Source organism: Streptomyces sp. DSM 116793, from assembly GCF_057320905.1.
The window spans coordinates 1130178-1142383 of the sequence record NZ_CM170494.1 but is presented as its reverse complement, the minus strand read 5'-3'; the positions used below and the strand labels follow the sequence as shown (position 1 = coordinate 1142383).

The 12206-nt window shown below is 73.4% G+C and carries 10 protein-coding genes and 1 pseudogene; 7 read left to right on the top strand and 4 right to left on the bottom strand.

The genetic code is table 11. From position 1 onward, the window contains the following. Positions 1-22: 22 nt before the first annotated feature. Both ACSMXW_RS04855 and der read left to right on the top strand, forming a co-directional pair. Positions 23-625 carry a lysophospholipid acyltransferase family protein gene (locus ACSMXW_RS04855; RefSeq protein WP_485807810.1) on the top strand — a complete coding sequence of 201 codons (603 nt, stop codon included), beginning with the start codon at positions 23-25 and terminating at the stop codon, positions 623-625. A 65-nt stretch (positions 626-690) separates the two neighbouring features. Beyond that, positions 691-2184 (top strand): ribosome biogenesis GTPase Der, encoded by a 1494-nt coding sequence (gene der / locus ACSMXW_RS04850; RefSeq protein WP_485804230.1) that lies wholly within the window; start codon positions 691-693, stop codon positions 2182-2184. Between the two features lie 317 nt (positions 2185-2501). Here the strand turns inward: der and ACSMXW_RS04845 are convergent, their stop codons facing one another. Beyond that, complete coding sequence (locus tag ACSMXW_RS04845) at positions 2502-3425, bottom strand: class I SAM-dependent methyltransferase (RefSeq protein WP_485804229.1); 924 nt, start codon at positions 3423-3425, stop codon at positions 2502-2504. A 48-nt stretch (positions 3426-3473) separates the two neighbouring features. Between ACSMXW_RS04845 and ACSMXW_RS04840 the strand changes: the two genes are divergently transcribed. Then, a complete protein-coding gene (locus ACSMXW_RS04840; RefSeq protein WP_485804228.1) occupies positions 3474-4049 on the top strand; it encodes a helix-turn-helix domain-containing protein in 576 nt (191 codons plus the stop codon). 240 nt (positions 4050-4289) lie between these two features. Here ACSMXW_RS04840 and ACSMXW_RS04835 read toward each other — a convergent pair whose 3' ends face one another. Further along, positions 4290-4682: a hypothetical protein gene (locus ACSMXW_RS04835; RefSeq protein ID WP_485804227.1), complete on the bottom strand. Its 393-nt coding sequence runs from the start codon at positions 4680-4682 to the stop codon at positions 4290-4292. A 160-nt stretch (positions 4683-4842) separates the two neighbouring features. After that, on the bottom strand, positions 4843-5841 hold the full coding sequence (locus ACSMXW_RS04830) for a hypothetical protein (protein WP_485804226.1): 999 nt from the start codon (positions 5839-5841) through the stop codon (positions 4843-4845). A gap of 520 nt (positions 5842-6361) precedes the next feature. Here ACSMXW_RS04830 and ACSMXW_RS04825 point away from each other — a divergent pair. The 3 genes from ACSMXW_RS04825 to ACSMXW_RS04815 all read left to right on the top strand — a co-directional run bounded on the left by ACSMXW_RS04825 (position 6362) and on the right by ACSMXW_RS04815 (position 9942). Then, entirely contained in the window at positions 6362-7630 is a 1269-nt protein-coding gene (locus ACSMXW_RS04825) for a glycosyltransferase family 4 protein (protein WP_485804225.1), read from the top strand. Continuing rightward, positions 7627-8622 (top strand): hypothetical protein, encoded by a 996-nt coding sequence (locus tag ACSMXW_RS04820; RefSeq protein ID WP_485804224.1) that lies wholly within the window; start codon positions 7627-7629, stop codon positions 8620-8622. Before ACSMXW_RS04825 ends, ACSMXW_RS04820 begins: the two co-directional genes overlap by 4 nt. Positions 8623-8901: 279 nt before the next feature. Continuing rightward, the gene (locus ACSMXW_RS04815; protein ID WP_485804223.1) at positions 8902-9942 is read left to right on the top strand and encodes a helix-turn-helix transcriptional regulator; all 1041 of its coding nucleotides are present in this window, start codon (positions 8902-8904) and stop codon (positions 9940-9942) included. On the opposite strand, the pseudogene ctaD reads toward ACSMXW_RS04815, so the two are convergent. Further along, positions 9845-11527 (bottom strand): annotated as a pseudogene (ctaD, locus tag ACSMXW_RS04810) (aa3-type cytochrome oxidase subunit I); the annotation flags it as partial. The gene ACSMXW_RS04815 and the pseudogene ctaD sit on opposite strands and share 98 nt — an antisense overlap. Positions 11528-11989: 462 nt before the next feature. On the opposite strand from ctaD, the gene ACSMXW_RS04805 reads away from it, so the two are divergent. Continuing rightward, positions 11990-12205: an I78 family peptidase inhibitor gene (locus ACSMXW_RS04805; protein ID WP_485804222.1), complete on the top strand. Its 216-nt coding sequence runs from the start codon at positions 11990-11992 to the stop codon at positions 12203-12205. Position 12206: the final 1 nt, after the last annotated feature.

Genomic DNA, 12206 nt, shown 5'->3' with positions numbered 1-12206 from the left:
CCGCAGGATCGGGATCGGCCTGATGTACGGGCTGTGGCGGCCCCGGGTGCTGGGTGCCTGGCGGATGCCGGCCGGCGGCCCGGTGATCCTGGCCGTGAACCACTCCCACAACATCGACGGCCCGATGCTGATGGGCACCGCACCGCGCCCCGTGCACTTCCTGATCAAGAAGGAGGCGTTCGTCGGCCCGCTCGACCCGTTCCTGCGCGGCATCGGCCAGCTCAAGGTGGACCGGGCGACGGCCGACCGCACCGCCGTCACCCAGGCGCTGGGCGTCCTCCGGCGCGGCGGGGTGCTCGGCATCTTCCCGGAGGGTACGCGTGGTGACGGCGACTTCGCGTCGCTGCGCGCCGGGCTCGCCTACTTCGCGGTGCGCAGCGGTGCGCCGATCGTGCCGGTGGCCGTCCTGGGCAGCACGGCGGCGCGCGGCCGGCTGATACGCGGGCTGCCGCCGCTGCGCGCCCGGGTGGACGTGGTCTTCGGCGACCCCTTCCACGCCCAGCGGGGCGGGGACGGCAGGCGCACCCGCAAGGCGCTCGACGAGGCGACCGTGCGCATCCAGGAGCGCCTGACCGCCCACCTGGAAAACGCCAGGCGCATCACCGGGCGCCGGGCCACACTCTGAAGCCGGTGGGCCGCCGGACCACCGGCCCCGCCCACCGGCACCACGACGAACGAGGTACGGACTTCATGAACGACCAGATCCAGCCCGAGGGCCCCGGGAACGAGGGCGCCGGACTCGGCGGCGACGAGCACGGCGCGCTCGGTGACGCCGAGTTCGCCCGGTTCATGGAGCTCGCGGAGGAAGAGGGCTTCGACCTCCAGGACGTCGAGGGCGCCATCGAGGAGGCCGGGCACGGCCCCCTGCCGGTGCTCGCCGTCGTCGGCCGCCCCAATGTCGGCAAGTCGACACTGGTGAACCGCTTCATCGGCCGTCGGGAGGCCGTCGTCGAGGACACCCCCGGGGTCACCCGCGACCGGGTCACCTACGAGGCCGAGTGGGCGGGGCGGCGCTTCAAGGTCGTCGACACCGGCGGCTGGGAGCAGGACGTCCTCGGTATCGACGCCTCCGTCGCCGCCCAGGCCGAGTACGCCATCGACGCCGCCGACGCGGTGGTGTTCGTCGTGGACGCCACCGTGGGCGCCACCGACACCGACGAGGCCGTCGTCCGGCTGCTGCGCAAGGCCGGCAAGCCCGTGGTGCTCTGCGCCAACAAGGTGGACGGCCCGAGCGGCGAGGCCGACGCGGCCATGCTGTGGTCCCTCGGCCTCGGGGAGCCCCACCCGGTCTCCGCGCTGCACGGCCGCGGCACCGGCGACATGCTGGACGCCGTGCTGGAGGTGCTGCCCGAGGCGCCCAGGGAGACCTTCGCCGCCCAGGGCGGCGGGCCGCGCCGGGTCGCCCTCATCGGCCGCCCCAATGTCGGCAAGTCGTCACTGCTGAACAAGGTCGCCAAGGAGGAGCGGGTCGTCGTCGACGAACTCGCGGGTACCACCCGGGACCCGGTCGACGAGATCATCGAACTCGGCGGCAGGACATGGCGATTCGTCGACACGGCGGGCATCCGCAAGCGTGTCCACCTCCAGCAGGGCGCCGACTACTACGCCTCGCTGCGTACCGCGGCCGCCGTCGAGAAGGCCGAGGTCGCCGTCGTCCTCATCGACGCCGCGGACTCCATCAGCGTGCAGGACCAGCGCATCATCACCATGGCGGTGGACGCGGGCCGTGCGCTCGTCCTCGCCTACAACAAGTGGGACACCCTCGACGAGGAGCGCCGCTACTACCTGGAGCGCGAGATCGAGCGCGAGCTGGGGCAGGTGGCGTGGGCGCCCCGCGTCAACGTCTCCGCGCGCACCGGCCGGCACGTGGAGAAGCTGGTGCCCGCGATCGAGACCGCCCTCGCGGGCTGGGAGACCCGGGTGCCGACCGGGCGGCTGAACGCCTTCCTCGGCGAACTCGTCGCCGGCCATCCGCACCCGGTGCGCGGCGGCAAGCAGCCCCGGATCCTCTTCGGCACCCAGGCGGGCACCCGGCCACCGCGCTTCGTGCTCTTCGCCTCCGGCTTCATCGAGCACGGCTACCGCAGGTTCATCGAACGCCGGCTGAGGGAGGAGTTCGGCTTCGAGGGCACGCCGATCCATATCTCGGTCCGGGTACGCGAGAAGCGCGGCCGCAAGAAGTAGGCGCCCCCTTGCCGTGAGCCCGCGCCAGGGCAGGGGCGCGGGGGACGGCGCGGCCGGCTCCGGCGAGACGGTCCGGTCGCCACCGGCCCGAAGGGGCAGGCAGTCTCCGTCGTGCCCGCCCGCGGCCCGGTGGTGGGTTGCCCGCGCGGGTCCCGCCCCCGAGGGGGAGCGGCCCCGCGATGCAGGGGCGCGGGGAACTGCGTGCCCAGCCCCGATGACACCGTCGGGTCGCCACCGGCCCGAAGGGGCGGCGCGTGTCGCCGCCGGCCCACGGACCGGTGTCGCACGTCGGAGGTGCTCAGGGGCGCCGGAGGCGCTCAGGGGCGCGCGGCCACCCATACCGTCCGCGCGGTGCGCACGGTGAGGTCGGAGCGGTGCAGCACACCCTCGTCGCTCTCCTCGTCGACGAGGGCATCGAGCGCCGCCAGATCATCCGCGGTCAACCGGTCCCCGAGGAAGGAACGGATCCGGGACAGCGTCGCCTGGGCGTACCGCCCGGCCGCGGTGGGCAGCGGCGGCGCCAGGTCGATGACGAAGGGCCGCTCGGCCCGCACGGCGAAGCCGGCCCCGGCCAGGCGGGCGCCCCAGTCGGAGCCCAGCAGCGGCATGTGCTCCGCCTGGACCTCGGCCAGGACGGCATGACACCGCGCTTCGAGACCGGGCGCACCGGGCCCCGCACCGTCGGGCAGGAAGCGCGGCAGGGGGCTGTCCATCTCGGTCACCGCCAGCAGTCCGCCGGGCCGGAGCACGGAGCGCACCTCGGCAAGGACGCGGTCGGGTTCCGCGAGGTGGTGCAGGGACGCGGACGCCCAGACCAGGTCGGGCGTGCCCACGGCCGGCCATGTCTCGTCCAGGTCCGCCTGCACCGTGTGCACCCGGTCCGCCATGCCGAGCGCGCGGGCCCGGTCGCGCAGGCGGTGCAGCATGAAGGACGAGCTGTCCACGGCGGTCGTATGGGCGTCGGGGAACTGCCGCAGCAGGCCGAAGGTGCCGCTGCCGGTCCCACTGCCCAGGTCCAGGACCCGGCGCGGCGGCCGGTCGTCGGCCAGCTCGGCCAGCCAGGCGGTCACCTCGGCCAGGTGGGAGTGGAGCACCTCGGCGGAGAGGTCCAGGAGCTCGGCGAGCGCCGCCTCGTCGGTGTCGGCATGGGCGTCCGGGCCGACATCGGCGCCGTCAGGGCGCGTGTGGTCCGCATGTGTGTGTGCGTGGTGTGCGTGGTGGTGAGAGGAGTGGTTCGCCATGGGAACGACCCTACGAGGGGCTTGCGTCCATGGCATAACCTCTTGCCTATGACGCAAGACGCGGAGATCGACGTACTGGTTCGCAAGCGGATCCGGGGGCTGCGCCTGGCGCGGGGCTGGTCGCTCGACGACCTCGCGGCCCGCTGCTTCCTCAGCCCGTCCACCGTGAGCCGTATCGAGACGGGCCACCGGAGGATAGGACTCGACCAGCTCACCGTGATCGCGCGGGCCCTGGGCACCTCGCTCGACCAGCTCGTGGAGTCCGTGCACGACGAGGACGTGGTGATCAGGCCACAGCACGATACCGAGCGTGGGGTGACCACCTGGATGCTGAGCAGGCAGTCCGGGCCGCACGGCGTGACCGTCGCGAAGATGCGCCTCACCAGGCCGGTGCGGCACGGTGTGGACACGCTCCGGGTCCATCCGGGCCGGGACTGGTTCACCGTCCTGTCCGGAACGGTGGTGCTGCTGCTGGGGGAGCGGGCCATCAGGGTGGAGACGGGCCAGGCGGCGGAGTTCTCCACCATGACCCCGCACGCCTTCGGGGCGCTGGACGGCCCCGCGGAGATCCTGGGCATCCTGGACCCGGAAGGCCAGCGCACCCACCTGCGGTCGCTCTCCTGACGCGGGCCGGCCCGGCGTTGCTCCGCGCCGCGGGCGCGGGTGGGTACGGTGCCGTGGGCGCGGGTGGGTACGGTGCCGCGAGCGCGGGCGGGTACGGTGCCGCGGGCGGGTGGGTCCGGTGCCGTGGGCGGGGATGAGGTATCCGGTGCCGCGGACACGGGTGGGGTCCGGTGCGGTGGGCGACGGGTGAGGCTCCGTGCCGGGCGCGGGGGCGGGCGGGCGCCGGTACCGCGGTGGCCGTCAGTGCTCGGTTCGGCGGTGCCTGTTGGGCAGCACCGCGGGCAACAGCTCCTCGGGGCCGTGCGAGCGGCCGACGGGCCGCCAGCTGCCCGTCTGGTAGAGGCCGGCCCGGTCCAGGGGATACGACGAGGCCGCGGAGCCCGGGGCGCCGGCCTGGGCGTGCCGGGGGACGTTCAGCTCGGCGGGTCCCGGGAGCGCCGCGAAGCCCTTGAACCCCAGGTCCTCCTCTCCGCTCCGGTCGCCCGGCAGGGTCCTGAACGCCATCCGGTACTCGGCGTAGAGCCTGTCGTAGATCGGCGTGGCCGAACGGCCGCCGGTGCGCTCCGGCGCGGGGCGCATCGCGGGGATCGGGTTCTGGTACGGGGAACGGCGGGCGGGGTCGTATGTCTGCACGTATGTGCCAACGACGTCGGGGCCCGACGGATGCGGTCGGGGTGCCGCTTTCGCAGGTGAACGGGCCTGGGGACGGTGCATCCCAGCCGTTCGGGCGGCCGGCGCGGGCCGGGGCGTGCCGGTCGGGCGGCCGGTGCGGGCCGGCGTTCGGACGTCCGGTTCAGGCGCCGCTCAGCGCGAGGGCGGAGGCGACCAGCAGGCCGTGGGCGGCGGCGCGGTCCAGCGCCTCGCGCAGCAGGTCCTCGCGCGGCTGACGGCCGATCGAGCCCACCGGCGCCGCGAAGAGCAGCACCTGCCGGCGGGTGGCGGCCGCGGTGCGCCAGCCCTCGGTGACCTGGAGCGGCTGGTGCGCCTGCCACCAGGCGACCGGCGCGCCGTCGTGGCCCGGCTGGAGGACCGCGTGCAACTGCCCCATGGCGAGCAGCACCGACCAGCCGTGCAGCACCGGCGGCATCCGGTCCACGCTGCCGGCCGGCGTGAAGCCCTGTTCGAGCAGCAGCGGCAGGAACTCGTCCCCGCCGCCGGGGGCGCCGGGGCGGGTGATGGGCCCGGTCGGCTCGACGACGAGCGCCGGGTGCAGCTCACCCGCGACGAGCACCAGCCCGCTGGTGACCCCGAGTACGGCCTGTCCCGGCACGGCCTGTCCCGGCACGGCCTGTCCCGGCACGGCCTGTCCCGGCACGGCCTGTCCCGGCACGGCCTGTCCCGGTACCGCCTGCCCGGGCCCCACCGGTTCCGGCACGTCCGGCCCGGGGGCCGCAACCGGCACCGCCCTCCCCGGTACGTCCTGTCCCGGCACCGCCGCCCCTGGCTCCTGCGGGCCCACCGCCGCGCGCTCCGGTACCGCCGGGCCCCGTGCCGGCGGCGCGGACGCGGGCGCGTCCCCCGCGGCGAGCGAGCGCACCGCACCCCGCAACTGCTCCTCCGTGACCTGTACGACCTGCGAGGGCAGGCAGGCGGCGTGCGCGAAGGCGAGCACGGCGGTCTCGTCGCCGACGAACAGGACCGTGCTGGTGGGCTGCCGGCCCGGGTCGCCGGGCGTGCGGCAGGACGTGCAGTCGTAGCTGCGGGGGGCGTTCTCCCCGGCGAGCAGCCGGTCGGCTTCTTCGTCGCCGATCTCGGCGCGTACGTCGTCGCTGACGTCGAGCATGCGCGGCACGGTGGCTCCTCGGCAGTCGGTCGGTGCGGTCGGGTCCCGGGCGGACCGGGCGGTTCCCGGCCCATGCCCAGGACAACGGACGACGCGTGGCGGAGTCACGCCCCCGCGGAGCACGGAATGGCACGGCACGCAGGGACGCACGACGAGCGCCGGCGGCCGGCGGACCCCTCCGCACGGCCGGAAGGAGGATGGCCGAAAGGAGATTGCCCCGTAGTGCGCGGTATGCCATGTTAAAGTCAGTAAAACGCATATAAGACCTTTATGTATGGCTGCTGTGAGGGACCGTGGTCGACGGGCCGTGGCCGCCTGCCGAGACAGGGCGGACCCGTGCCCAGCGACCGTTCCGGAACGCGCCCGCGGCGTCCCGCCGGTTGTAGATCGCCGGCGTCCGGCCGGTTATCAATGGCACAACTCTTGTGAAACAAGACAGTGATGGCGTCCAACCCTCCTCTCCGCCCGCAGGTCGGACCCCATGTCAGGCGGGCGTGAACAGTCCGCAGCGCGCGAGATACGGGGACGCATGCACATCTCTTTCCTCATCCACAACGGCTACGGAGTCGGGGGGACGATCCGGACCACCTACAACCTGGCCGCCACGCTGGCGCAGCAGCACGACGTCGAAGTGGTATCCGTCTTCCGGCACCGCGACAGACCCCTGCTGCCGCCCGGCCCCGGGGTGCGCCTGCGCCATCTCGTCGACGCCCGGGCTCACTCCCCGGAGTCCGACGTGGACCACCCCGCCCACCGGCGGCCCACCCGGGTCTTCCCGCGCACCGACGGCCGCCATGTGCAGTACAGCGCACTCAGCGACCTGCGCATCGCCGAACACCTGGGCAGTACCGAGGCCGACGTCGTGGTCGCCACCCGTCCCGGCCTCAATGTGCACCTCGCCCGGCAGACCCGGCCGGGACCGGTGCGGGTGGGGCAGGAGCACCTCACGCTGGACAGCCACCCACGCGTCCTGCGCGCCCAACTCCGCGCCGTCTACCCCCGGCTGGACGCGCTCACCACCACCACGGAGGTCGACGCCCGCGCCTACCGGACCCGGATGCGGCTGCCCGGCGTGCACCTGGAGGCCATCCCCAACCCGGTGCCCGCACCCGCCGTCCGGCCCTCGGACGGGTCGGGCAAGTGGGTGGTGGCGGCCGGCCGACTCGTTCCGATCAAGCGGTACGACCTGCTGATCAGGGCCTTCGACAGGGTGCGCGCCGAGCGCCCCGACTGGCGGCTGCGGATCTACGGCGGCGGCGAGCAGAAGCAGCAGTTGCGCGCCCTGATCGACCGACTCGGTCTCTACAACCACGTCTTCCTGATGGGCCTCGTGCACCCCATCGAGTCCGAGTGGGTGAAGGGCTCGATCGGTGCGGTGACCTCCAGCCTGGAGTCGTTCGGCATGACGATCGTGGAGGCGATGCGCTGCGGCCTGCCCGTGGTCTCCACGGACTGCCCGCACGGCCCCGGCGAGATCATCGCCGACGGGGTGGACGGCCGGCTGGTGGAGGTCGGCAACACCGACGCCGTGGCGCGTGGCCTGCTGGAGCTGATCAACGACGACGGTCTGAGGCTGCGGATGGCCGGCGCGGCGGTCAGGGCCGCCGAGCGGTTCGACCCGGCCCGGATCGCGGAGCGCTACTCGACACTCTTCGCCACACTGGTCGCGCGGGGCGGCGGGCCCCGCAGCGCCGGCTGGCGCGAGCCCCTGTACCGCGCGGGCGGCGCCCTGGCCGGCGGTGCCCACACGGCTCGTGTCGCCGTCGGCCGCGCACTCGGAAAGGGGCGCCCCGCATGACCACCCCCTCCCCGGCTCCCGCGGCCGACCGCGACGGCCCCGGCCGCCCGGTGGACGGCGCCCCGGCCGCCACCAGCGCCCAGGACACCCGCACCCCCGGCACCGCCCCGGCGGGCGCCCCCGCGAGCCCCGCGCGCCCGTCCGGGCCCGCCCGCGCCGCCGCGGCAGCCGGCGAGCGCCCCGCTCCCCGGGCCGACTGCGCCGCCGATGCCGCCGGCGACCTGACCTTCCACGTCACCCCCCCGGCCCCGGTACCGGACGACGACCCCCTGCACCTGCTGCTGCGCCGCCGGGGCTCCGACCCCGCGGAGGAGCTCAGGCTGCCGCTCGTGCCGGGGTCCGACGGACGGCTGCGCACCACTCTCGCCGCGGCGGACCCGCTCGCCGAGGGTCGCTGGGACGCCTACCTGGAGTACCCCGGTGCGGGCGGCACGCCGCCGCGCGTCGCGCCCGGCGTCCACGATCTGCGCGCACTGGTCGACCGCGCGCTCGACCCCGCCCGAGGCCCCGTCGCCGTCCGCATCCCGTACCCCACCAAACACGGCGACCTCGCCGTGCGGAGCTGGCGGCGCGCCGTGCACGCGGAGGCCGGCGAACTGCACATCGCCGAGGGCGCGCTGACCGTGCACGGCCTGCTGTACGGCACCGCGCCCACCGCCCGGGCACAGGGGGAGCTGCGCCGCCGTGGCTCCGGCACCGTGCTGCGCGTGGCGGCCACCGTCGACGGGCACGGCTTCCGCTGCACCGTCCCGTACCGTGCGCTGGCCGACGCCGCACCGCCGGGGATCTGGGACCTGTGGCTGCGCCCGGCCGGGGAGGACGGGCCTAGGGTGCGGATCGCGCGGCTGCTCGACGACATCGCCGACAAGAAGCCCATCTTCGGTTTCCCCGCGGCCCTGGTGACGGGAGACGCGGGCCCGGTCGAGGCGCGGCCCTACTACACCGTGGACAACGACCTGGCGCTGCGCGTCGACGCCGTGGAGCCCGAGTAGGACGAGGGATGCGGCCCGTGGGCGGGCGTCGCCGTGCGCCCAGCCCGGTGAGGGGCGCGGATGGCCGCCGGCCGACAGTGACCCCGGCGGCCGCCCGCCGGGTGGGATCGGCCGCCGCTCGCCGCTCGCCGCTCGCCGCTCGCCGCTCGCCGCTCGCCGCCCGCCGCCCGCCGCGGGGGCGCGGGGCGCGGAAGAGCCGTCAGGCGCCCAGGGGGCGCGGGCCTCCGGGGCCCGGGGGCCAGGTCGGCGCGCCTGTGCGGCCCTGGCAGACTCGGGGCCATGCTGGAGACCTCGGCGCGTCTGCTGCGCCTGCTGTCCCTGCTCCAGGCGCGGTCCGACTGGCCGGGCCAGGAGCTGGCCGACCGGCTGGGCGTCACCCCGCGCACGGTGCGCCGCGACGTCGACCGGCTGCGCGGGCTCGGCTATCCCGTGCACGCCAGCCCCGGTACCGGCGGTGGCTACCAGCTCGGCGCGGGCGCGCGGCTTCCGCCGCTGCTGCTGGACGACGACGAGGCCGTGGCCGTCGCGGTCGGCCTGCGCACCGCAGCGGGCCAGGGCATCGACGGCATCGGTGAGACCTCGATGCGTGCCCTGGCCAAGCTGGAGCAGGTGCTGCCGCACCGGCTGCGCCGCCGGGTGTCGGCCCTGGGCGCCTTCACCGTCCCCCTGCTGCGCGGCGCGGGCACCGCCGCCGTCGACCCCGCCGTCCTCATGGAACTGGCGCACGCCTGCCGCGACAGCGAGCGGCTGCGCTTCGACTACCGCGACCGCACCGGTTCCACCACCCGCCGGGTGGTGGAACCGCACCGCCTGGTCTGCACCGAGCGCCGGTGGTACCTGGTCGCCTGGGACGTGGGGCGCGAGGACTGGCGGACGTTCCGCGTGGACCGCGTCACGCCCCGCCCGCCGCACGGCCCGCGCTGCGCACCACGCACGCCGCCCGCCGAGGACCTGGCCGCCTACGTCTCCCGAGGGATCTCCACGCACGCCTACCCGGCGCGGGCCGTGCTGCGCCTGCTGGTGCCCCTTGAGGAGGCGGCCGCGCGGATCTCGCCCTCGACCGGTTCCCTGGAGCCCGAGAGCGAGCAGAGCTGCCTGCTGCACACGGGCGCCATGACCATGGAGGTGCTGGTGATCCTCGTGCTGATGACGGGCTTCGAGTTCGAGGTGGTCGAGCCCGCCGAGCTGACCGACGCGCTCAGAACTCTCGGGGACCGGCTGACGGGGGTGCTTCGGAGGACCGGCGCACCGCGTCCGGCGCATACCTCGGATAGTGCAGGTCGAATGCCGGGGACTCGGAGCGGATCAGCGGAAGCTTGACGAAGTTGTGCCGGGGTGGCGGGCACGACGTGGCCCACTCCAGGGAACGGCCGTAGCCCCACGGGTCGTCGGTGTCGACCTTCCTGCCGTACCGCTTGGTCCGCCAGACGTTGTAGAAGAACGGCAGCGTGGACAGGCCGAGCAGGAACGAGCCGATCGACGAGACCATGTTGAGCGGGGTGAAGCCGTCCGCGGCCAGGTAGTCGACGTAGCGCCGCGGCATGCCCATCGCGCCCAGCCAGTGCTGCACCAGGAACGTCGTGTGGAAGCCCGCGAAGAGCGTCCAGAAGTGGATCTTGCCGAGCCGCTCGTCGAGCATCTTGCCGGTGAACTTCGGCCACCAGAAGTAGAACCCGGCGAAGGTGGCGAAGACGACGGTGCCGAACACCACGTAGTGGAAGTGCGCCACCACGAAGTAGGAGTCGGAGACCTCGAAGTCGAGCGGCGGCGACGCCAGCAGCACCCCCGTCAGGCCGCCGAAGAGGAACGTCACCAGGAAGCCCGTCGACCACAGCATCGGCGTCTCGAAGGAGAGCGAGCCGCGCAGCATGGTGCCGGTCCAGTTGAAGAACTTCACGCCGGTCGGCACCGCGATCAGGAACGACAGCAGCGAGAAGAACGGCAGCAGCACCCCGCCGGTGACGAACATGTGGTGCGCCCAGACCATGATCGACAGAGCGGTGATCGCCATGGTCGCGCCGATGAGCATCACATACCCGAAGATCGGCTTCCGGCTGAAGACCGGGATGATCTCCGTGACGATCCCGAAGAACGGCAGGGCGATGATGTACACCTCGGGATGGCCGAAGAACCAGAAGAGGTGCTGCCACAGCAGCGCACCGCCGTTGGCGGCGTCGAAGACGTGCGCCCCGAAGAGCCGGTCGGCCTCCAGCGCCAGCAGTTCCGCGGCGAGCACCGGGAAGGCCAGCAGCACCAGGATCGAGGTGAAGAGGATGTTCCAGGTGAAGATCGGCATCCGGAACATCGTCATGCCCGGCGCGCGCATGCCGATCACCGTGGTCAGGAAGTTCACCGCGCCGAGGATGGTGCCGAAGCCGGAGAGCGCGAGGCCCATGATCCACATGTCCGCGCCGGCGCCGGGCGTACGAACCTCGCTGTTGAGCGGTGCGTAGGCGAACCACCCGAAGCTGGCCGCCCCTTCCGGCAGCAGGAACGAACCGAGCACGATCAGGCCGCCGAACAGGAAGAGCCAGTACGACAGCATGTTCAGGCGCGGGAACGCGACATCGGGGGCGCCGATCTGCAACGGCATGATCTCGTTCGCGAATCCGGCGAACGTCGGTGTCGCAAACAGCAGCAGCATGATGGTGCCGTGCAGGGTGAACAACTGGTTGTACTGGTCGTTCGAGAGGAGCTGAAGTCCCGGCCTGGCAAGCTCGGCGCGCATCACCAGCGCCATGAAGCCGGCGCTCAGAAAGAACCCGAACGACGTGATCAGATAGAGATGGCCGATCTTCTTGTGGTCGGTCGTGGTCAGCCAGTCGACGATGATCGCGCCGGGGCGCCTGACGGGCTCTGCGGGTTCGGCCTCGTCAGTGGCCTGCTGCCTGGTCCGCGTGTCCATCTCTGCACCCTCGCCGTCGGGCCTGGGCCGGCCGGAAGCTGACGCCTGACATGGGCCCGGTCCGGCACCGAAGAACCGTCGCGGGCTTGAACGGACAATATGACCGGCGCCGTTCCACGGCATTTCGGAAACACTGCCGAACCGACCGTATCAGCGCATTCGGCGGGTGGCGCGGCGTCACATCGTCCGGCGTTTCGCGGCGTCGGAAAATAAGGTCCGCTTTTCTACCCACCACCCTCTCCGGCATTCCGTGGGAATGCCGGAACCACCCGAATGGCGGGCGGACATTCGGGGAAACCGATGTCGTGACTCTGTGACAGAAGCGTGACCGGGCGGGGACCGGTGACGGAAGGTCGCCGCCCTCCGCCGGCGGTGCGGGGGACCGCTCCGCCCCTCCCGTGCGGTGCGGCCGGCGGCCTGATCGGCTTTCCCGGTCCGCCCGCGGCGCATACGGTGGCCTGCATGGCACCCATACCGACGCCTCCCGCGGAACCGGAGGACGACCTGCAGGCCTATGTGGGCCTTGCCGTGGACGAGGCCGAGCGGCGGGCCACCGAGCGCGGCTGGTCCACCGTCAGGTCGCTGGCTCCCGGCACGGTCATCACCATGGAATACCGCTACGGGCGGCTGAACTTCGAGGTCAAGGACGGCATCGTGGCCCGCAGCTGGAAGGGCTGAA